The 22,485-nt window shown below is 41.4% G+C and carries 20 protein-coding genes and 4 tRNA genes; 1 reads left to right on the top strand and 23 read right to left on the bottom strand.

Translation table 11 applies throughout. The annotated features are described in order from the left end of the window. Positions 1-7 precede the first annotated feature (7 nt). The 18 genes from yycF to J7I93_RS03535 form a co-directional block, all read right to left on the bottom strand. Positions 8-718 (bottom strand): response regulator YycF, encoded by a 711-nt coding sequence (yycF, locus tag J7I93_RS03620; RefSeq protein ID WP_214723386.1) that lies wholly within the window; start codon positions 716-718, stop codon positions 8-10. Between the two features lie 232 nt (positions 719-950). Further along, on the bottom strand, positions 951-2,429 hold the full coding sequence (locus tag J7I93_RS03615) for a M23 family metallopeptidase (protein WP_214723384.1): 1,479 nt from the start codon (positions 2,427-2,429) through the stop codon (positions 951-953). A 398-nt stretch (positions 2,430-2,827) separates the two neighbouring features. Further along, positions 2,828-2,900: transfer RNA gene (locus J7I93_RS03610), tRNA-Phe, on the bottom strand. Between the two features lie 23 nt (positions 2,901-2,923). After that, a tRNA-Asp gene (locus J7I93_RS03605) sits at positions 2,924-3,000 on the bottom strand. A gap of 60 nt (positions 3,001-3,060) precedes the next feature. Beyond that, positions 3,061-3,132 (bottom strand) — tRNA-Glu (locus J7I93_RS03600). Between the two features lie 15 nt (positions 3,133-3,147). After that, positions 3,148-3,223, bottom strand: a tRNA-Lys gene (locus J7I93_RS03595). A 448-nt stretch (positions 3,224-3,671) separates the two neighbouring features. Further along, on the bottom strand, positions 3,672-4,964 hold the full coding sequence (locus J7I93_RS03590) for an adenylosuccinate synthase (RefSeq protein WP_214723382.1): 1,293 nt from the start codon (positions 4,962-4,964) through the stop codon (positions 3,672-3,674). A 237-nt stretch (positions 4,965-5,201) separates the two neighbouring features. Beyond that, the gene (gene dnaB / locus J7I93_RS03585; protein ID WP_110063593.1) at positions 5,202-6,566 is read right to left on the bottom strand and encodes a replicative DNA helicase; all 1,365 of its coding nucleotides are present in this window, start codon (positions 6,564-6,566) and stop codon (positions 5,202-5,204) included. Positions 6,567-6,880: 314 nt separating this feature from the next. Further along, entirely contained in the window at positions 6,881-7,330 is a 450-nt protein-coding gene (rplI, locus tag J7I93_RS03580) for a 50S ribosomal protein L9 (RefSeq protein WP_214723380.1), read from the bottom strand. Beyond that, positions 7,327-9,300, bottom strand: a complete 1,974-nt coding sequence (locus J7I93_RS03575) for a DHH family phosphoesterase (RefSeq protein WP_214723378.1) — start codon at positions 9,298-9,300, stop codon at positions 7,327-7,329. Before J7I93_RS03575 ends, rplI begins: the two co-directional genes overlap by 4 nt. Before the next feature lie 31 nt (positions 9,301-9,331). After that, positions 9,332-10,270: a YybS family protein gene (locus J7I93_RS03570; RefSeq protein WP_214723376.1), complete on the bottom strand. Its 939-nt coding sequence runs from the start codon at positions 10,268-10,270 to the stop codon at positions 9,332-9,334. 302 nt (positions 10,271-10,572) lie between these two features. After that, a complete protein-coding gene (rpsR, locus tag J7I93_RS03565; protein WP_144544623.1) occupies positions 10,573-10,812 on the bottom strand; it encodes a 30S ribosomal protein S18 in 240 nt (79 codons plus the stop codon). A 61-nt stretch (positions 10,813-10,873) separates the two neighbouring features. Beyond that, positions 10,874-11,386, bottom strand: a complete 513-nt coding sequence (gene ssb, locus J7I93_RS03560; RefSeq protein WP_214723374.1) for a single-stranded DNA-binding protein — start codon at positions 11,384-11,386, stop codon at positions 10,874-10,876. Between the two features lie 37 nt (positions 11,387-11,423). Beyond that, a complete protein-coding gene (gene rpsF, locus J7I93_RS03555) occupies positions 11,424-11,711 on the bottom strand; it encodes a 30S ribosomal protein S6 (RefSeq protein ID WP_214723591.1) in 288 nt (95 codons plus the stop codon). A gap of 536 nt (positions 11,712-12,247) precedes the next feature. After that, positions 12,248-13,348, bottom strand: a complete 1,101-nt coding sequence (gene ychF, locus J7I93_RS03550; RefSeq protein WP_214723372.1) for a redox-regulated ATPase YchF — start codon at positions 13,346-13,348, stop codon at positions 12,248-12,250. Between the two features lie 164 nt (positions 13,349-13,512). Continuing rightward, a complete protein-coding gene (locus J7I93_RS03545; protein WP_483297121.1) occupies positions 13,513-15,525 on the bottom strand; it encodes a molybdopterin-dependent oxidoreductase in 2,013 nt (670 codons plus the stop codon). A gap of 28 nt (positions 15,526-15,553) precedes the next feature. Continuing rightward, complete coding sequence (locus J7I93_RS03540) at positions 15,554-15,751, bottom strand: DUF951 domain-containing protein (RefSeq protein WP_214723368.1); 198 nt, start codon at positions 15,749-15,751, stop codon at positions 15,554-15,556. A 2-nt stretch (positions 15,752-15,753) separates the two neighbouring features. Continuing rightward, the gene (locus tag J7I93_RS03535) at positions 15,754-16,656 is read right to left on the bottom strand and encodes a mechanosensitive ion channel family protein (protein WP_214723366.1); all 903 of its coding nucleotides are present in this window, start codon (positions 16,654-16,656) and stop codon (positions 15,754-15,756) included. A 374-nt stretch (positions 16,657-17,030) separates the two neighbouring features. Here J7I93_RS03535 and yyaC point away from each other — a divergent pair, with 374 nt between their 5' ends. Continuing rightward, entirely contained in the window at positions 17,031-17,660 is a 630-nt protein-coding gene (gene yyaC, locus J7I93_RS03530) for a spore protease YyaC (protein WP_214723364.1), read from the top strand. Between the two features lie 89 nt (positions 17,661-17,749). On the opposite strand, the gene J7I93_RS03525 is transcribed toward yyaC, so the two are convergent. From J7I93_RS03525 to rsmG, 5 genes are all read right to left on the bottom strand, one after another. Then, on the bottom strand, positions 17,750-18,463 hold the full coding sequence (locus tag J7I93_RS03525; protein ID WP_214723362.1) for a DUF554 domain-containing protein: 714 nt from the start codon (positions 18,461-18,463) through the stop codon (positions 17,750-17,752). A gap of 128 nt (positions 18,464-18,591) precedes the next feature. Then, positions 18,592-19,437, bottom strand: coding sequence for a ParB/RepB/Spo0J family partition protein (locus tag J7I93_RS03520; protein WP_214723360.1), 846 nt, complete (start codon positions 19,435-19,437; stop codon positions 18,592-18,594). Beyond that, positions 19,430-20,191 carry a ParA family protein gene (locus J7I93_RS03515; protein ID WP_214723358.1) on the bottom strand — a complete coding sequence of 254 codons (762 nt, stop codon included), beginning with the start codon at positions 20,189-20,191 and terminating at the stop codon, positions 19,430-19,432. Before J7I93_RS03515 ends, J7I93_RS03520 begins: the two co-directional genes overlap by 8 nt. A gap of 485 nt (positions 20,192-20,676) precedes the next feature. Further along, positions 20,677-21,564 (bottom strand): nucleoid occlusion protein, encoded by an 888-nt coding sequence (gene noc, locus J7I93_RS03510; protein WP_214723356.1) that lies wholly within the window; start codon positions 21,562-21,564, stop codon positions 20,677-20,679. 141 nt (positions 21,565-21,705) lie between these two features. Further along, complete coding sequence (gene rsmG, locus J7I93_RS03505; RefSeq protein ID WP_214723589.1) at positions 21,706-22,422, bottom strand: 16S rRNA (guanine(527)-N(7))-methyltransferase RsmG; 717 nt, start codon at positions 22,420-22,422, stop codon at positions 21,706-21,708. Between the last annotated feature and the right edge of the window lie 63 nt (positions 22,423-22,485).

Raw genomic sequence — 22,485 nt, 5'->3', positions numbered from 1 at the left:
TAAATTTTTACTCCTGTTCAGGATTCCGCAAGTAATAACCGACTCCTCGTCTTGTTACAATCCACGTCGGGTGGCTTGGATTATCCTCAATTTTCTCGCGCAATCGCCTTACAGTTACGTCAACTGTCCGGACATCGCCATAATAATCATAGCCCCAAACAGTCTGCAGCAAATGCTCCCTTGTCATTACTTGTCCAATATGCTTAGCCAAGTAATGAAGAAGTTCAAATTCACGATGGGTTAATTCAATCGTTTCTCCGCGTTTAGAAACCACATATGCATCCGGGTGGATAATAAGTGATCCTACCTCGATTTCATTTGTTTCTTCCTCTTCTTCTGACTTTGAAGCGATTTGCTGATGGCGCCTTAAATTGGCTTTCACACGGGCAATTAACTCTCTTGTGCTGAAAGGCTTTGTAACGTAATCATCTGCTCCGAGTTCAAGACCCAGAACCTTATCGATTTCAGAATCCTTTGCTGTTAGCATAATAATTGGCATATCATACTTTTTGCGCACTTCGCGGCATACTTCAATGCCATCTCTTTGCGGCAGCATGATATCAAGTAGAATTAAATCCGGTTTAATTTCCTCTACCTTGTCCAAGGCATCATTGCCGTCATATGCGCAAACAACCTCATAGCCTTCCTTTTTTAAATTGAATTGCAGAATATCTGCAATTGGTTTCTCGTCGTCTACAACTAGAATTTTTTTATCCATACCTATCTCCTTTTTCTTGCATCAATTATTTATTTTTGGAGCAGTAGAATTCAGTTTAAATCATATGTTCTCTACTTTACTTTACCATTTTATAAGTGGGAATTCATCTATTTGAAAAAGATGGCTTTTCTCCTGGACTGGACAAAATTCATTAGACCTGAAAATGAGGGCTGTACAGACTATTCTTAACTATAAAAGTCTCTAGTATAAAACTAGAGACTTTTAACATCATTTATTTACTTATATATTTTAGGGGATCTTCCATCTTTCCATTTTTATAAAGCTCAAAATGAAGATGAACCCCTGTAGAATCTCCAGTCGTCCCCATTACACCAATCTTTGACCCTTTTGAAACTGTCTGGCCAGCGCTTACACTAAGCGAATCCAAATGAGCATAAACGGTACGGAATCCATTATTGTGATCAATCACAATTTTGTTTCCATAACCACCATCCCAGCCTGCAGAAACGACTGTACCATTATCTGCTGCTTTGATCGTCCGGTCGCTTGGACGTGCAATATCAATTCCTTTATGCATTTTACCCCAGCGGTACCCCATCTTACTGGAAATATATCCGCCGACTGCAGGGTAGGCAAAACTTCCTTCACCTCTGGATGGAATTACCTTTGTTCCTTTAATGACAATATGCTTAACAGGTTCTTCAAGGACTTTTTCTTCTAATAACTCTTTTTTAATGGTTTGTCCATTTTCTTCCGAAATCAAATATGTTGCAGCACGTACACCATCTTTCCCTTCTTGCTTCACCTTTGTATCACCTTTAGGGAGGCTGCTGTCTTCAATTACTTCTTTCTCATAAGAAATCTCTTCTTTTTTGAAAACTTCTTTTTCAACAATAACCTTTACATATGGCTTATGGACGGTAACATTCAATTCTTGTCCAACTTTTAGGACTGAATCTCCCTTTAGTTCCTTGTTTAACTCTATTAACTGCTTCATGTCAAGGTTATGGGCATTTGCTATGCTGCTTAGAGCATCCCCCGCTTGTACAAGGTATTTCTTTTCTTCTAAAGTTCCTTTTTGAAGAAGTTTTACGGCTTCTTCTACACTAATAATCATGTCTGGCTTCACTTTTGCTTCTGAAAATGAAACATCCTCACTAAATCGAACGTCTAAAATACGTGTTTCATTTTCTCTCAGCTGTGGTAAAGGAGTATTAACGGAAGCTTTTCTTTCTTCCAGAGCCTTTAATTCTTTCTCAGGTACATAGGAAGCTTTAATTTTAGCAAGTACAGCTTTCGCCTGCTCTGCATTATTAACATAAGCGACAGCCTTGCCTCCAATGATCAGTGCAGATGATTCAGCCTGAACTTCAAGATCATCTTTTATTTCGTTCACTGCCTCTGAGTTATTAACCTCAGAGTTGGACTCAAATACTTGTTCAGGAATAAAAGACAGATCAGAACCAAGCGATAACTTTAAACCTTTATAAGAGCCTTCAAGCTCTTTAATTTTAGAATCGACCATGTTCACGATTATTTCTTTGTCCGAGACAGTTCCGATATACTGATCGTCCTTATAGACATAGTAAACGGTCATTAGCTTATCATCATTTGCCAGGGCAGAGGCTCCGCCTGCAAACGTTAAAGCTGCTGCTGCGAACCCAGTTGCAACTGTCTTATTCATTATATTTCTAAAGCTCTTAGCTGTATATTCTGTAGCTAAATTTAAACTCTTCACCCATTTAAACATTGTTACATCCCCCTAGACTACGGTAACAAACACACTTTCATTTAGTGCTATGTAACTACTAATTTATTTACCTAAATTTTTTCACAATATTTACTTTACCATATAGAGTATCAATTAGATTAATAGACTCTGTAATGTAACAAAAATGTATAATTACTGACATTTTGTTACTTTTATAGGGGATTAATTGGAAGGAATCAAGAATTTTTTGTCGAAATAGCGGTAAGAAAAATAGGAGAAAATCCCTATATATAAAGGTTTCTAGAGAATACGAAAGAGAAGAGAAGAAAAAAAGAAGAGACGTTAAACTTTTACACTGGATAAATAGTAGAAAACTAGTTATATTACAAAAATGTAACAAAAAAAGAGTATGAATGATTTCATACTCTTTTTTGGGATGGCTCAGGACGGAATCGAACCGCCGACACAAGGATTTTCAGTCCTTTGCTCTACCGACTGAGCTACTGAGCCTAATTAAAACTATGTAAAATAAATGGCGGTCCGGACGGGACTCGAACCCGCGACCTCCTGCGTGACAGGCAGGCATTCTAACCAACTGAACTACCGGACCAATAATAACCGCCAACAAGTTAGCTGGACTTGCCAGCCTTTTGCTGACGGTTATTTGCCATGACCCCTACGGGATTCGAACCCGTGTTACCGCCGTGAAAGGGCGGTGTCTTAACCGCTTGACCAAGGGGCCATATAAAAGATAAAATGGTGAGCCATGAAGGACTCGAACCTTCGACCCTCTGATTAAAAGTCAGATGCTCTACCGACTGAGCTAATGGCTCAAAGCTAATATTATTGCCTAAATTTTATTTGCAGATGTGCTCCAAAGCCCTGCGTTCTTTGTCGCAAATTTTAAAAGTTTGCTATTCGAGGATGACTCGCTTCGATGCTGCAAATTTTAAAATCCTCTACCGACTGAGCTAATGGCTCATATTAGATCGTCTCTGTGACGACGCTTTTTATAATATCATAGAGATTTATAAAAGCGCAATAACTTTTTTGAAAAATTTCTTATAAAATTATACTCAGTTAAACTTTCCTGTTGATTTCCGCCTGTTTCTGCTGCTATTAAAAAGCAATTATACCTCAATTATTACGTTCTATTCCCCAAAGTCAGATATTCTACTCCATAAATTTCACCATTTAATTGTTTTTCCTTATCGAGGCTCATTCTTTGTAAAAGAACAAACAAAAAAGCCCTAACTCACATTAGGGCTTTTCAATCATTTCTTAGTTCTGTCTCCAAGGGCTGCGGACAACGTTTGTTTGCGTGCGATCCGGACCTACAGAGAAGATGGATAATGGGATTCCTGTCAGCTGGGCCACACGCTCCAGGTAATGGCGGGCATTTACCGGAAGCTCATCCAGTGATTTGCAGCCAGTAATGTCTTCCGTCCAGCCTGGAAGCTCTTCGTAAACAGGCTCACATTCAGCCAACACTTTTAAGCTTGCTGGGAATTCTTCAATCACTTGACCGTTATGGCGGTAAGCTACACAGATTTTCAACGTTTCGATGCCTGTTAATACATCGATGGAGTTAAGAGATAGATCTGTAATTCCGCTCACGCGGCGGGCATGACGGACAACAACGCTGTCAAACCAGCCAACACGGCGGGCACGGCCAGTGGTTGTACCGTATTCACGGCCTACTTCACGAATCTGGTTGCCGATCTCGTTATCAAGCTCAGTTGGGAAAGGACCGTCTCCAACACGGGTTGTATAAGCCTTTGAAACACCAACTACATGCTTGATTTTTGTAGGACCTACTCCAGAACCGATTGTTACGCCTCCAGCTACTGGGTTAGATGAAGTAACAAAAGGGTAGGTACCCTGGTCGATATCAAGCATAACCCCTTGTGCCCCTTCAAATAGCACACGGCGGCCTTCATCCAATGCATCGTTTAGAACTACGGATGTGTCGCACACATAATGTTTAATTTGCTGGCCATATTCGTAGTATTCATCGAGAATATCTTCCATTTTAAATCCTTCTGTTTCATAGAAACGCTCAAGAAGGCGATTTTTCTCTTCAAGATTGCGCGCAAGCTTTTCTTCAAATACTTCACGGTCAAGAAGATCTGCGATTCGAATTCCATTACGGGCTGCTTTATCCATATAAGCAGGGCCAATTCCTTTTTTCGTTGTACCAATCTTGTTGGCGCCTTTGCGCTCTTCTTCTACCTCATCGAGCTTCAGGTGATAAGGAAGGATGACATGTGCGCGATTGCTGATGCGCAGGTTTTCTGTTGTCACACCTTTATCATGAAGATAAGCCAGCTCTTTTACGAGCGCTTTTGGATCAACAACCATACCGTTTCCAATCGTGCAAATTTTATCGCTATAGAATATTCCAGATGGAATTAAATGCAGCTTATATGTTTCGCCATTGAACTTGATTGTATGCCCCGCATTGTTTCCGCCTTGATAGCGGGCGATTACTTCTGCATTTTCAGAAAGGAAGTCAGTGATTTTTCCTTTTCCTTCATCGCCCCACTGTGTTCCAACTACAACTACTGATGACATAAAAAAGCACCTCCGGGAATCCCATGGTTTTAAAATTTCTATTCACTCATTTAAAATAGACTCTGTTAATCGGCCATAATTAAGTAACTCATTTCAACCACTTTAGTTTAACAAGGCAAAGTAGTATAGTCAATAAAACACGAACATTTTTAATAAAAATATAAAAATACGTTCGTAAAACCATGAAACTATGAAAATAAAAAAGGGCAAGCAGTTCATGCAAGCCCTTTTCCTTATTTATGCGCCAGGCGGAGCAAATGAATCATCAAATCGTTTCTCCAAGTTTACGAATTTATTATACTCTTTCACAAATGCTAGCTGCACCGTGCCAACAGGACCGTTACGCTGTTTAGCGATAATAATTTCGATAATATTTTTGTCCTCTGATTCTTTATCATAGTAGTCATCACGATATAGGAATGCCACAATATCGGCATCCTGCTCAATACTTCCGGATTCTCGGATATCGGACATCATTGGCCGTTTATCCTGTCGCTGTTCCACTCCACGCGAAAGCTGGGAAAGAGCGATAACCGGCACTTGCAGCTCACGTGCCAATTGCTTTAAGGAACGGGAGATCTCAGATACTTCCTGCTGGCGGTTTTCTCCGGAGCGCCCGCTTCCCAGGATTAATTGCAAGTAATCAATAAGAATCATACCAAGTCCATGCTCCTGCTTTAGACGGCGGCATTTGGAACGGATATCTGTAATTCGCACCCCAGGGGTATCATCAATAAAAATCCCTGCATTAGATAGGCTTCCCATTGCCATCGTAAGCTTTCCCCAATCCTCATCTGTCAGGGAGCCTGTACGAAGCCTTTGGGCATCAATATTTCCTTCCGCACAAAGGATACGCATAACAAGCTGTTCTGCCCCCATCTCCAAACTGAAAATGGCTACATTTTCACCCGTTTTTGTCGCGACGTTTTGGGCAATATTCAGAGCAAAGGCTGTTTTACCCACGGACGGACGGGCACCCACGATGATTAGATCGTTTCTCTGAAAGCCTGCTGTCATTCGATCCAGCTCGGTAAATCCTGTCGCAATCCCTGTAATATCGCCTTTGCGGTTATGCATTTCCTCAATATTATCGTAGGTACGCACAAGAACATCTTTAATATTATGAAAGGCACCTGCATTTTTCCGCTGTGCTACCTCCATGATATTTTTCTCGGCTTCTCCCAAGAGAACTTCAACTTCATCTTCACGGGTATACCCGTCCTGGGCAATCCCGGTTGCTGTCCTGATCAAACGGCGAAGCAATGCTTTTTCTTCGACGATCTTGGCATAGTACTCAATATTTGCCGCTGTTGGAACAGATCCAGCCAGTTCACTTAAATAGCTGACTCCTCCGGTATCCTCCAGTAGCTTTGCTGCACTAAGTTCTTCTGTTACAGTTACTAAATCGACCGCTTTTCCCTGGTCGCTCAGCTTGAGCATTACATTGTAAATCTTCTGGTGAGCCGCCCGATAGAAGTCCTCAGGTATTAATATCTCTGATGCTAACGTAAGAGAGGAGGGTTCAAGAAAGATTGCCCCAAGCACTGCCTGTTCCGCTTCTATATTCTGAGGCGGGAGCCGATCTGCAAATAAATCACTCATCTATTCAAACCTCCTTAAATTAAAAGCGTAAGCACCTTGCTCAGGGGTGATACCTCGAACCCCTGGGTGCTGAAGCTGGATAGTACCTTCTTAAAAGTAGAAGCGCCTAAATAACAGCGCTTATATATCTGGAATTTAAATTATTTATATATAAAATATAAGGGCTTTGGCTCTAAGTAAAATTATCATTCCTTTAAAAAATGTGACCAGCAGAAACTGATCACATTTTTACTCAACCCTTTTATTTTAACATGTTTATTCGCAAAATCTACTTCCAATATTAGTGTGTTCCCCAAAGAGGCTGTCTGCTATTTTTAGTTTGCCTCTTTTACATGGACATTCAATGTAGCCATTACTTCAGTATGAAGCTTAACTGGAACCTTTGTATAGCCTAGAGAACGGATCGCATCATCCATTTCAATTTTCCGCTTGTCAATTTTAATTTTATGCGTTTTTTGAAGTTCCTCCGCAATTTGCTTGCTTGTGATGGAGCCGAAAAGGCGCCCGCCTTCACCAGCTTTAGTAGAAAATTCAACTGTAAGCTTCTCCAGTGTTTCTTTTAATTTTTTCGCATCAGCAAGCTCTTCTGCAGCAAGCTTTTCTTCTTTTTTCTTTTGGGCATTCAGGCTGCTTACATTCGACTGGTTGGCTTCAACAGCGAGCCCTTGTTTAATCAAAAAGTTATGGGCATAGCCGTCTGCTACATTTTTAACTTCGCCTTTTTTTCCTTTGCCTTTAACGTCTTTTAAAAAGATAACCTTCATTCTTTTTTTCTCCCTTCAAAATATTCATCTATAGCCATTTTTAATCGGATTTCAACATCATCAAGCGTTGCATCATGCAGCTGGGTGGCAGCGTTTGTTAAGTGCCCTCCGCCTTCCAGGTTTTCCATGATAACCTGAACATTGATATCCCCGAGGGAACGTGCGCTCACACCAATCATGTTCTCTGAACGGTTCGAAATAACAAAGGATGCTACGACACCGTCCATTGTCAGCAGTGTATCAGCTGTCTGTGCAATCAGCACCTGATCAAAAACCTGGTCTGGCTGCCCTTTGGCAATGGCAATTCCATCCCGGTAGAATTGAACGGTTTCAATCAGTTTTGCACGCTTGATATAGGTGTCTACATCCTCTTTTAAGAACTTTTGGACAAGTACTGTATCCGCACCCTGCCCGCGCAGATAGGAGGCCGCATCAAACGTTCTTGAGCCTGTTCTTAATGAAAAGCTCTTCGTATCCACAATGATGCCGGCCAACAGTGCTGTTGCTTCGAGCATTTCAATTTTGCCGTTTTTCGGCTGGTATTCGAGAAGCTCTGTCACAAGCTCTGCTGTTGAAGAGGCGTATGGCTCCATATAGACAAGAAGAGGATTATGAATAAACTCTTCTGCCCTGCGGTGATGGTCGATCACCACAACATGTTCAATTTTATGGAGCAATTTCTCTTCAATCACCATGGAAGGCTTATGGGTATCAACCACAACAAGCAAGGTGTCATCTGTTGCCATTTCCAAAGCCTGTTCAGGGGTGATGAATTTCGAAAAGAGCTCTTCATTCTTTTCAATTTCCTTCATCATCCTTCTGACACCTGTATCCAATTCATTGAAATTCACAACAACGTAACCTTCACGCTGATTCATACGCGCCACTTTTTGTATCCCGATGGCTGCTCCTATGGCATCCATATCAGGACTCTTATGACCCATAATAATTACTTTGTCACTCTCGGAGATAAGTTCCTTTAAAGCATGCGAGATCACGCGTGCACGGACTCTGGTCCGTTTCTCAACAGGATTGGTTTTTCCGCCAAAGAATTTAACCTTTCCATTTGTCTGTTTAATAGCCACCTGATCGCCGCCTCGGCCCAAAGCCAGATCCAGGCTGGACTGAGCAAGAGAACCAAGTTCAGGAAGTGAGGAAACACCCGTTCCGACACCAATACTTAAAGTAAGGGGCACATTTTGTTTGGATGTTGTTTCCCTAACATCATCAAGGATAGTGAATTTTCCTTTTTCAAGAAGCTGAAGGATGTGTTCATTAAAAACAGCAATGAACCTTTCAGATGAAACCCTTTTTAAGAAAACACCATTATCCTGCGCCCACTTATTTAAAATCTGGGTAACAAGGCTATTAAGGCTGCTTTTTGTCTGATCATCCATACCTTGAGTTAACTCATCGTAATTATCCAGGAATATAAAAGCAATGACTGTTCTTTCTTCCTGATACATTTTTTCAATCTCTGTCTGTTCCGTTACATCAAAAAAGTATAAAAGGCGCTCTTCAGGTTTATGGATCACCCGGAACTTACGGTCGTGAAGTGTAATAATCTCTGTTTCTACCTCTTGTTTAATAAGTGGAACAAGCGAGTCCGCGACGTCATAAAGCGATCTTCCAACTAGCGTATCTTCATCGAAGCATGATGCTAAAAAGGGATTGGTCCATTCAATGTAATAATCATCATTAATCAGCATGATCCCGATCGGCATTTCCATAAGAGCTTCTTCGCCGACTTTTTTTACCCGGTAGGATAAGGTAGAGATATATTCTTCCGTTTCCTTCCTTTGTTTTTGGTCAAGCTGAAAAAGGTAGTAAAAAGGAAGGATGGCCAGAAACAGCCCTATAAGTGTAAAAAGCCAATTGTAGTACGCCAATATTCCGAGAAGCACCACTGTTATGCCCATCAATCCAAATATTGGATAGCGTATGGACCGCTTTTCTAAATACGAAGGCATGTTTTCAGCTCCTAAACAGTAGTGTTATTCATCACTTTTTTCCTAATTTGTGCCTTAAATCGAATCCTAAGTCAATTATACCTAATATCCTCACAATATAAAGGAGAAATGGGATAAGAAATGTAAATACCGTTGCTATGATTGGAACTGCTCTTGGAAACCCCTTTAAATGGCTGATGAAGAAAATAAAGGAAAGCCCTTGAATAATCATAAACAGCTGTAGGATAAACGCAATATTCACAAGTGCCAGGAACCAGTAGCTTCCTTCAGCAGGATTAAAAATAAACGATGCTACAATCGTGATTAGATAGTACCACAAGATGCTTTTGGGCAGGTTCATCTCCCTAAAGGGCTTCCAGCCTTCAACATTTATTCCGAACCTTTTAGCAATTGGGAAAGAAACCAGCTGAATGAGAAAAACAGAAATGACAGCCGTCATCACAAATAAGCTGGGGGTTAAGGTTTCAATCATTTGCAAACCAGCAGTAAACTGATCCATGACCGTATCATCCACATTCTGGCCCATGCCTTCCAGCATTCCTTTAGACATTGAGATGGACTCTTCCATTAACCCAATGCCTTCTTCAATAAAATTGATGTTAAATAAGGCTACAGCCGCTGCATACTGAAGCAATAAACTAGCAAGGAATACAAGCGTTCCCGCAATAAAAGAAGATGCCCTTCCTTTTTTTTCTCTGATAAAATCACCGATCACCGTTCCTGTCAGACCAAATGTCAATGCAAGCGGAATAGCCATAATGGAACCGATAATCAAGGAAAGCAGCACGCCGCCAGTTAAAAAAACAACCGCACTCATCCGATTGTTTTTAGCTGCAAACATAATAAATGGAAGCGCCAAAAAGAAAATAGAAACGGTACCGAGAATCGGCACATACAAGGAAATGAGAAGAAGCACAGCAAATGCAGCTAAAAGCACAGCGCCTTCCGTTAATTTATGTACATTATTCATTCTTACACCCCTTAAACTGCGTGTCCAAAAAGGAGGAAAAGGGTTAGTCTGTTTTTCCCGGCTTTTTGAAGCAGCTCCATAAATAACAACTCATAAAGTCTATTGTAGCTAGTATTAAAGACAGGTTCAACCTTGCTGTTTGAAGAGCCCGATTAAAGGCTGTCCCTGTATTATCTAAATCAAAAGAAAGGGGAATTACTCATTAGAAAAAAGAATCAAACTGATGCTGAATATGTTAAAGGACATATCCTTTTAAAACTAATAAAAAAGACACCGGAAAACCGGCGTCTTTTCAATAATTATTATTCACCTGATACGTATGGCAGTAATGCCATTTGGCGCGCACGCTTAATAGCAATCGTTAATTTACGTTGGTATTTAGCGTTAGTACCTGTTACACGACGTGGTAAAATCTTGCCGCGCTCAGAGATGAATTTTTTAAGAAGATCCACATCTTTATAATCGATGTGAGTGATTCCGTTTGCAGTGAAATAGCAAACCTTACGACGTTTTGCACGTCCGCCTCTGCGTCCTCCAGCCATGGTCATTTACCTCCTTTAGCTTTTTACTTTTTATTTATATCCGTTCGATAATCGGGCACTATTAGAATGGAAGATCATCATCAGAAATGTCGATTTGGCCGTCATTTGCGAATGGATCCTGATCCACACGAGTATAGCCGCCCTGATTACGATTATCCTGGCGTTGATTCTGATTGTTGTTATTTCCAAATGGGAAATCCTGGTCTCTCGGACCGCCGTAATTCGTATTGTCGCCTCTGCCGCCGCCAGAACTATTCTTAGGCTCAAGGAATTGCACACTTTCAGCCTGGACTTCCGTCACATAAACGCGCTTTCCATCCTGGCCTTCATAGCTGCGAGTCTGGATTCGGCCGTCTACGCCTGCGAGACTTCCTTTTTTAAGGAAATTTGCTACGTTTTCAGCAGGCTTTCTCCATACAACACAGTTGATGAAATCTGCCTCCCGTTCACCTTGCTGATTCGTAAAAGCACGATTCACTGCAAGAGTGAATGAAGCGACAGGTACTCCATTCGGGGTATACCGTAAATCAGGATCCTTTGTCAAACGTCCGACAAGAACAACACGGTTCATCATCAGAATCAACTCCTCTCGGTAAAAATGGCTTTATCTATTATTTTTCGTTTTTAACTACGATATAACGGATGATGTCTTCGCTGATTTTAGCTAGACGAGTGAATTCGTCAACTGCTTTTGATTCAGCATTAACGTTCATTAGCTGGTAGTAGCCATCGCGGAAATCATTGATTTCGTATGCAAGGCGACGCTTACCCCAATCCTTTGATTCAGAAACCTCCGCACCATTGTCAGTTAAGATTGTGTTGAAACGCTCAACTAGGGCTTTTTTAGCCTCATCTTCAATGTTTGGGCGGATGATGTACATAACTTCGTACTTTCTCATCACTTTCACCTCCTTTTGGTCTAACGGCCCTTCAAAAGGGCAAGGAGCAATATATTCATTACTCACAAGTTGAAATTATAGCACATTAATTATGTAAAAGCAATAACTGCTAGAGTTAATTGCTAGATGAAGTTTATTTGAGGAGATTTCTTCCGAAAGTAATTTTTGTCTGCATTTTTTTCTGCTTATAGATTCGTTTTCTCCGCACTTTTAGTCATTTATTCATAAGCATTATAAGTAAAGCCCCATAAATTTGAAAAGAGGGGCTCTTGCACATTTAATCTTTGGTCTCTTCCTGCTATATCGGTCACTTTCACATGTTTATCGGTCAGATTCCATTTTTATCGGTCACTTTTTGCATATATCAGTCAAATTATCATTTTATCGGTCAATTTTTGCAATATATCGGTCACTCCACGGTGTATCAAATTTACACTGCCCTCATGGTGATAATCCTAACCTGATATTACTTAATAAAAACTTTCCCCGCCTTGAAATCATAAAAAAAGAACCCCTAAAAAGGAGTTCTATCTTTCTTAAACATTAAAACGGAAGTGCATAACATCTCCATCTTTTACAATATATTCTTTACCTTCAAGACGTACTTTCCCAGCTTCTTTGGCAGCTGTCATGCTTCCAGCAGCGACAAGATCGTCATAGGAAACCGTTTCTGCACGGATGAAGCCTTTTTCAAAGTCGGAGTGAATCACTCCCGCACACTGAGGAGCCTTCATGCCTTTGCGGAATGTCCAGGCACGGACTTCCTGAACTCCGGCAGTGAAATAAGTTGCCAGTCCAAGAAGATTATAAGCCGCTTTGATCAGCTGGTCAAGGCCTGATTCTTCAATGCCAAGCTCCTGAAGGAACATTTCTTTTTCTTCTCCTTCAAGCTCAGCAATTTCAGATTCGATCTTTGCACAAATAACAATAACTTCCGCATTATCTTTTTCGGCAAATTCTCTTACCTTCTGCACATATTCATTAGAAGAAGGATCTGCTACATCATCTTCGCTTACGTTTGCTACGTAAAGCACAGGCTTGATGGTCAGCAGGTGAAGACCTTTTACAATCTTCATTTGCTCGTCTGTAAACTCGACAGTACGGGCAGGCTTATCGTTTTCGAACGCTTCTTTTAATTTTTCCAGAATTTCAAGCTCGATCACAGAATCTTTATCCTTCTGCTTAGCCAGCTTGCTCACACGGCCAATTCGCTTATCAACCGATTCAAGATCAGCCAGAATCAATTCCAGGTTGATGACTTCAATATCATCGATCGGGTCCACTTTCCCCGCAACGTGTGTAATATTGTCATCCGCAAAACAGCGGACAACCTGACAGATGGCATCCACTTCACGGATATGAGACAGGAATTTATTTCCTAGTCCTTCCCCTTTGCTCGCACCCTTTACGATGCCGGCGATATCCGTAAATTCGAAAGCCGTTGGCACAGTCTTTTTCGGCTGAACCAATTCAGTTAATTTATTCAAACGGTGGTCAGGCACTTCAACAATTCCCACATTCGGATCAATTGTACAGAACGGATAGTTCGCAGACTCCGCTCCCGCCTGGGTAATTGCATTAAACAACGTAGACTTTCCGACGTTCGGCAAACCTACAATACCAGCTGTTAAAGCCATCCAAGTCACTCCTCAATTTTAAAATTATCATCTATAAAAAATACGATTGTTTCTCATTTAAACAAGCCTCTAACAATTATAGATAGTTGCCGGAGAAATGTAAAGAAAAGGTGCCAGGCACCTATACCGCTTTGCTGAACTGGTAAAAGTACTTGTCACCCATTTTATATTTTCTTAATATTAACAAGGCAGTCATACAAAGTGCTGCCTAAACCGTTGTCGGATTCACGGCTGGACGTAAGATTATTGACAGGGCCGCCGAATTTTGTCCATATGCCTTCATCAATATTGATGGTATCCGGGTGGGCTTTTTTCATAATATGGACAAAGCCATTCATTTCACCGCGGTCATTCCACACCTTTACATAATCATTCTCTTGAAGCCCTAGCTTAGCAGAAATATTCTCCGCCACTTCTACCTTTGCCTTTGGTTCAGGCTTCAGCAAATGGTAGTGCTGTGAATGGTTGGAGCGAAGAGGGTGTATCGTCAATAATGTATAAGGGTATTTCTCAGCAAGTTCTTTATCTGTCCACTTTGTTTCTCTAGGAAGGGCCAGTGTCAGTTTGCTTTCGGAACCTTTTCGGAAGGCAGCTGATGAGGTGAACTCATACTTGCCGCTCGGTGTTTTAAACTGCCTGTCTGCCCAAGGCACCTTATCGACCGGAAGTTCCTTATGATACGATTCCCGTATGCCTTCAAGAGTGATACCATGCCCTTTAAGCGACTGGAGGCCCATACTGATAAATTCTTCTCTTGTAAAATCAAAATCGGCCCCGAAGCCAAGGCGGTTGGCCAGCTCTGTCCAAACCCATAAATCGGGCTTGGCCTCTCCTGGCGGATCAACAAGCTTAGGTCCATAGTTTACATAGTGATGATACATAGAAGAATAATAGAGATCTTCCTGTTCAAAGACAGTGGCAACCGGCAGCACATAATCAGCCACCTTTGCTGTATCTGTCATAAACTGCTCCATTACAACAACTGTATCCACAGATGCAAAAGCCTCTCGAACCCTTGAAGAATCAGGGACCTGGGTTAATGGATTACCGCAGGTTACGAAGATCATTTTTACTTCAGGATCTTTGGCTGTTAAAATCCCCTCAGCCTGTCTCATCATCGTGAACTGCCTTGAAGAAGTCTTGCGGTGAGGAAGGGCAAGGGATGCAGTATCAAAACTTTGGCCGACCTGTCTATTTGCATAGTTTGCGCCGCCGCCCGGAATGCCGATATTGCCGCTCACAGCAATTAAAGCATCCATTAGCCTGATGGTATTGCCGCCGTTTTCGTAGCGCTGCATGCCCAAACCGAAAAACGTGGATACAGGACGATCCCCGTACACAGCCGCAAGCTCGGTCATCACTTCACTTGGCACTTCAGTCTTTTCAGCAATTTCCTCCAGCGTTACATTGTTCAAAAGCTCATCCAAGTCTTCAAAGCCTACAGAATGATTTTCTATGAAACTCCGATCCTCTAGACCGAGCCGCAGCATCTCCTTCATGATGCCGGCCGCAAGCAGCCCATCCATTCCTGGTTTCACGGAGAAATATCTATCCGCTATTTTAGCAGTGGCATTATAGATTGGATCGATCACATACAGTTTGGTCCCATTTCTCTTTGCTTCCTGGAGCATTTGAAACAAATGCATATTGGTGCGGGCCACATTTCTGCCCCATATGACGATATGTTTGCTGTTTAAAATATCATCAGGCCCATGGCTATATGCATCTCCAAAATCCCAGCTCTGTGCTTCGATCCCGGCTCCCCAGCAAATGGAGCCCGTTAATTCGGTTACGCCGCCGTAACAGTTAAAAAAGCGCTGATCCAGGTTCGTCAGCAATCCTCCATTTGCGTAATCATGGCTATGCAGAACGGAAGCTGTTCCAAACGTATCCTTTAACTCTTTCATTTTCAGGGAAATATCCTGTAAAGCCTGTTCCCATGAAACTTGCTTAAACTCGCCATCAATCTTTTTTAAGGGGTAGAGCAGTCGTTCCGGTGAATTGGTTCTGCTCTCAAGCATTCTGCCGCGGCCGCAAATTTTCCCCTTTGTAATCGGATGGCCTTTATCACCATCCACTTTTATAACCTTTCCGTCTTCAACTGTTACATGAAAGCCGCAGCTGTCCCAGCAGTTAAGGGGGCAGGCTGACTTTACTTTATGCGCCAAGAACCTCATCTCCCCGTTTTTATTTATCTAACCTGGCTTATTCCTCATGCCTCACAAGAACTTTTTTCATTTTGCGGGAAAATTCTCTTCTTGGGATCATGACGCTGTGTCCGCAGCCTTCGCACTTAATTCTGATATCTGCTCCCATTCTAATGATTTTCCAGCGGTTTACTCCGCACGGGTGTGGTTTCTTCATCTCCACAACATCATGCAGATCAAATTCCTTTTGTTCCATTTTTACCCCTCCGAATTCAATTTTGGTTTATCCTGGGCAGGTGCTTCTTCATTCCGTGTATACATAACAAGACGCGGGAACGGAATTTCAATGCCATGCTCATCTAAGCAAAGCTTAATTTCTTTTCGCAATTGGCGTGCGATATAAAAATGCCTCATCGGCAAAGTTTCTGATACAACCCTAAGAACAACATCAGAAGCAGCGAGGTTTTGAATTCCTAGAATTTCCGGCGGTTTGACCATGTCTTCATATTTTTCAGGCAGCTTCTCGAATAAGTCCTGCAGCACGCTTTCCGCTTTATTAATATCTCCTTCATAAGCAATGCTGACATCCACAAATGCAATACTGTTATTCAGAGAAAAATTGGTCACCTGCATGATGCTTCCATTAGGTAGAATATGAAGCTCGCCGGTCCAGTTTTTAATTTTCGTCGTTCGAAGGCCGATTTCTTCAACGGTTCCCTCAAACTGATCAACCCGAATATAATCACCTACCGAAAACTGATCTTCAAAAATAATAAAGAATCCGGTAATGATATCTTTAACAAGGCTCTGTGCACCAAACCCCACAGCCAACCCCACGATACCGGCACCGGCCAAAAGCGCTTTTACATCAATGGTCAGTACGGACAGGATCATGATGGCTGCCACAAAGAAAACAACATATGTTAGCATATTTTCCAGAAGCTTGAGCAGGGTAGCTTCACGGCGTTCGGAGATCCTGAGCCTCGAAGGTGTTCTTACTTTAAAAATATTCCGGATGGCCAGCTTGCCGACCCTAATCAGAATACTTGTTATGATTAAGATTGCAATAACCTTAAGAAAACCTTCTCCAATTGTTACCCACGTTTTTTCATCGGAAAGCTTATCTATCATACTGTTAAACAGTTTTTCAATATAACTCATGGTTTCACCTGCTTCTTTTTAGTGAAAGTAAATAAGAAAGCTTGTTATTTTATATAACTTCAAATTGAACCCTCATAAATAGGCTATTCACTAGCTTGTATGAAATTATACTTTATCTTCCCTTACAGTGCGAATACCTATTTAAAAGCAAAATTATTTTATCAATATTCCGCTTTACTTTACAGTTTTTAGTTTTCCATAAAAGCAGTGCCTTCCTATAGAGCCATTGTTTAAGGAATAAATATTATTGGTATGTATAGATTACAAAAATTTTCCGTATACTGATAAAAACGTTTTATACTAAGGGCCGCCATTAACATAATCTCATCACTTTGAACCGGCATGGCAAGGAATAAAGAGGGAGTGGGACCTATATGAATTTCAAACCAAATTTGTTTGATAAAAAAGGCGGGGCTTCTGCCAGGATAGCGCACGAAGAAACAAACGCGGCTGCTAAATTGGCTGCTGAGCTGAAAAATATTTTACCTTCAGGCATCGGCAGCCGTCCCATCGTTTTTGTCTGTATAGGCACAGACCGTTCTACAGGCGATTCATTAGGTCCGCTTGTCGGCACACTCCTTGAGGAAAAGTCCATTTCTTCTTTTCACGTATATGGGACACTAGAAGATCCCATTCATGCCGTAAACCTGGAAGAAAAGCTGAACGAAATTAAGAAAAAACATTTTAATCCCTATATTATTGGCATTGATGCATGCTTAGGCCGATTAAAAAGTGTGGGAGTCATCCAAATCGGGGAAGGGCCTGTTAAGCCTGGAGCCGGCGTGAACAAAGATCTTCCAGAAGTAGGGCATATGCATATAACCGGCATTGTGAACGTAAGCGGCTTTATGGAATTCTTTGTTCTTCAGAACACGAGGCTAAACCTGGTACTGAAAATGGCCAAAACAATTGCCAATGGCATTTATGAAGCTAGTCTTACACATCAGACAGCACCAGCCTGGCCGGCATTTAAATGGGAATTGAATCGTGAACAAACACCATAAAAATTGAAAGAAAGCCATGGGAGCAGACTCTCATGGCTTTTTTGAAGAGTTTATTCTGTTTTGCTTTTAAGAAGAGCTTTTAACAGCGCCTAGAAATAAAGACCAGAAAAATAGATCAACGAGACAATGACCCCGGTTACCAATATCCCCGGCAGCAGGTTGGCTACCCGGATTTTTGTCAGCCCGGTTAAATTCAGGCCAATGGCAAAAATCATGATTCCGCCTGTAGCGGTCATTTCTTTTATAAAGCTATCCATCAGGATTTGGGGAACAACTCGGTCAATTTGTGTAGCAAAAAGGGCAATTAACCCTTCATAAATCATGACTGGAAAAGCTGAAAACAAAACGCCTATTCCCAAGGTAGTAGTGAGAATCAATGCCGTAAAACCATCAATAATGGATTTTGTATAAAGAACAGAATGGTCGCCTCTAATCCCGCTATCCAGTGCACCGATAATGGCCATGGCGCCAATAACAAAAATCAGTGTCGCTGTCACAAAGCCTTGCGAAATGCTGCCTTCACCCTTTGAACCAATCTTCTTTTCAAGCCAGTCGCCAAACCTATTCAATTTATCTTCCAATCCAAAATATTCACCAATTACGGTTCCGAAAACGAGGCTTAAAATAACTACGAGAAAATTCTCGCTCTTGAAGCCCATCTGGAGGCCAAGCACAATGACAGCAAGGCCAATGGCATGCATAACTGTTCCTTTCATATTCTCGGGAATTCGATGAAGCAATTTCCCTAAAAAGGTTCCGATAATAATTAACAAACCATTAACAAGCGTACCAAGCAGAAACATACTTTTCACCTTATCTATTATTATTTCGTATTTCGAATAATTATTTCATCAACAATATCACGGAAGGTTCATATAGACAATCATTTTTAAAAGAATCCTTCAAAAAAATAAACCATCCTGAAGATGGCTTAAGAATGGGTATCCAAAAGTTCGATAATACGCTCCAAGTCTTCTTTAGTGAAAAATTCGATTTCGATCTTTCCTTTGTTTTTGGATTGCTTGATATGAACAGTGGTTCCGAATCTTTCTCTAAGAGAGGATTCACGTTCCTTTATAAATATATCCTTTTGAACCTTAGGCTTCTTCGTTTCACGTGAAACATCATTCAACTGTTGTATCAGCTGCTCCAGCTGGCGGACATTCAAGCCATCTTTGATCGTTTTTTCGACCAGTGCCGGCAATTTTTCTTTCTTTCTTAATCCCAGCAGCGCGCGTCCATGTCCCATCGATATTTTCCCATCTGATATCAGTTCCTGTATTTTAGGAGGAAGAGATAGCAGCCGGATGTGATTTGCAATGTGCGGCCTGCTTTTCCCTAGGCGCTTGGCTAATTCCTCTTGGGTTACCTTCAGCTTATCCATTAAAAGCTGATAGGCTGCAGCTTCTTCTATAGGAGTTAAATCTTCACGCTGCAAATTTTCAAGGACAGCCAGCTCCATCATTTGCTGTTCATTTAATTCTTTCACAACAACAGGAACGGTTTCCAGATTGGCTTCTTTTGCTGCCCGATAGCGCCGCTCGCCAACAACAATTTCATAGCCCTTTATGCTTTTCCGGACAATGATCGGCTGGAGAATTCCATGTTCCATAATGGACTGCTTTAATTCTTCAATCGCTTCCTTTTCAAACACTTTCCGCGGCTGATAAGGATTTGGGCGGAGTTCTTTAATTTTAACCTCTTTTAACGTTTCTTCTTTTTCAGCTTCAATATTGTTAAAAAAAGCATTCAGACCTTTTCCTAAGCCTTTAGCCATTCGAAACCACTTCCTTTGCCAATTCTAAATATACTTCAGCTCCGCGTGACTTCGGATCATAAGTAATAATCGGTTCACCATGGCTCGGAGCCTCACTCAAACGCACATTGCGGGGAATAATGGTTTTATATACTTTATCCTGAAAATATTTTTTAACCTCTTCAATGACCTGAATGCCAAGGTTAGTACGGGCATCGAGCATGGTCAGCAAAACACCTTCAATTTTTAAATCATGATTCAAATGCTTTTGAACAAGGCGGACTGTATTCAAAAGCTGACTCAAACCTTCAAGCGCATAATATTCACATTGCACCGGTATAATGACCGCATCAGATGCTGTCAATGAGTTAATTGTTAAAAGTCCGAGGGAAGGAGGGCAGTCAATAATAATATAATCAAAGTTTGCTTTTACCTCTTCCAAAGCTCTTTTCAACCTTACTTCTCTTGAAATGGTAGGAACCAATTCAATTTCCGCACCTGCCAGCTGGATAGTAGCGGGAATTGCATATAAATTCTCAACCGATGTTGACTTTATTACCTTTGCTGCTTCCACATCGTCAACAAGTACATCATATATGCATTGGTCCACATCAGCTTTTTCAATGCCAATCCCGCTCGTTGCGTTCCCCTGGGGATCAATATCAACCAATAAGACCTTCTTTCCTATGTATGCCAGGCATGCGCCCAGATTGACGGAAGTAGTGGTCTTGCCCACTCCGCCTTTTTGGTTCGCTACAGCTATAATCTTGCCCACGGTGTCACCTGCTTTCATCATTAAAAATAACAGCCTCTATATCATTTATTTTATACTCTGTTAAACTAGCGTGTTGATTTCCGCTGCAGGCACTCTGCGAACTGCGGGTGTTCCGAAGCTCCTCGGCGTATTCGCGCCTTTGGGGTCTTTCCCTTTACTCCCTACTCCCGCAGGACTAAGCACACACGATTTTACCTCTGGAGGAAATGCGAAAACACTTTCGTGGATCTTATTCCTTCCGCTCCAATTAACACGGTGCTAAATCAAGATTCTAATAGGGTTAAATTTTTTGAATACCCTTTAATCACGTAGTCTATTTTATCACGAAAAAGGAGAGAGAATTATTTTTTTGTTAAAAATAAGAAGATTCTAACAGTCTTTTGGAATTAGAGTATTTCATGTGCATAGGACAATAGGAGACTTTAGGGGAACAGCAAAAAACGCGAGAATCCAACAGTTGGCCTGTTTGGTTTCCCGCGTTCATTTTATTTCTTTTTAGGAATTTTAATTGTAATTTGATAAAATTCATCAAATTCCTCTTCTTCGGAATCTAGATTGATGCCGCTGTCAGAAACCATGGAAAGAGATTGGCGGATGGTGTTGACGGCAATTCTCATATCCTTGCTGAAAGCTTTCCGCTTTGGCTTTGGCTTCGGATTTTTCTGTTCAAGAATCCTTACCACACGATCTTCTGTCTGCTTGACGTTTAGATTTTTTTCCACAATTTCCTGCAGCAAAGCAACTTGCTTTTCAGGATCTTTTAAAGGGATAAGCGAACGGGCGTGCCGTTCAGTAATCGACTTGCTTAATAATGCATCCTGGACAGGCTGAGGCAGTTTTAACAGCCTAAGCTTGTTCGCAACGGTTGATTGGCCCTTCCCAAGGCGCTGCGCCAATGCTTCCTGTGTCAGATTATGCAGCTCCAAAAGCTTCCCATATGCAACAGCCTCTTCAATTGGGGATAATTCTTCCCTTTGAAGATTCTCAATTAATGCAACTGAAGCGGTTTCTGTATCGCTGAGATTCTTTACGATTGCCGGGGCTTCTTCCCAGCCAAGCTTTTTCATGGCCCGATATCTTCGTTCACCAGCAATAATCTCAAACTGGCCGCCTTCAAATTCCCGTACAACAATCGGCTGGATAATGCCATGTGTATGGATGGTTCGAGAAAGCTCTTCTATTTTTTCATCATCAAACACCGTTCTTGGCTGAAAACGGTTGGGAACGATTTGGTCAATAGGTATTTTCTTAACTTCTTCTTTTTCGCTTAAGTCTTCAACTTCAATATCCAATTGTTCTTCTGCTGGTTTTTCCGCTGTAACTTGTTCTCCCTTTTCGCCTAGGCCAAAAAAGCGTGAGAAAGAATGCTTCATCACCCTGCACCACCTTTACGAAACTCCCTATTACATATTCTCTATAATAATGACAATTCCTGCCGAACTGTAACAATATAATATTTGGTAAAAGACAAATTAATCTATACCATTATGTCATACATTGCTGAAATGTGCACCCTACTCAATTGGTGTTTTATTGGGTGTACCCGGCTTCCTTGGATACTTTTTAGGTGTGCTTTTTTCCTTTTTAATGATCAAAATGTTGCGCTCGCTTTCTTCCTCTGGCAATGTGAAGGTATGAGCGTCAACAAGTTTTCCGCCTAAGACCGCTATCGCTTTCTTGCCGGCATCCAGCTCTTCTTTTGCACTTGCACCCTTCATGGCAACAAACAAGCCTCCTGTTTTAGCCAGCGGCAAACAAAGCTCGCTCAATACCGACAATCTGGCAACTGCCCTTGCTGTCACAACATCAAAGGATTCGCGGTATTCTTTATTTTGGCCAAAGGTTTCCGCGCGGTCATGAATAAAACGGACGTTTTCCAATTCTAATGCCTTTGCCAAATGCTCTAGAAAACCGATGCGTTTATTAAGTGAATCAACGATCGTAATATGTAATTCCGGAAATGCAATTTTTAACGGAATGCTTGGAAAACCCGCACCCGCTCCGACATCGCAAACTTTCAGCGGCTGTTTAAAGTCAAAGTAAAATGCTGCGGTAATTGAATCATAAAAATGCTTTAAATAAACATCTTCTTTATCTGTAATTGCTGTTAAATTCATTTTTTCATTCCATTCCACTAATGTGGAATAGTAGGTTTCATATTGATTTAATTGCCGAGGCGAAAGGGCAATCCCTTTCGCCGCCAGCATTTCTGTAAATTGTTCTATATTCATTAGCAAATCCTTTCCGCTATAAGACATGATCGGATTTATCCCGTACGAATTAGCTGCACCCTG

Origin of the sequence: Bacillus sp. ISL-47, from assembly GCF_018613175.1 — a bacterium.
Taxonomy (GTDB): Bacteria; Bacillota; Bacilli; order Bacillales; family Cytobacillaceae; genus Cytobacillus.
The sequence above is the reverse complement of the archived record's forward strand: the minus strand, read 5'-3'. Positions and strand labels throughout refer to the sequence as shown.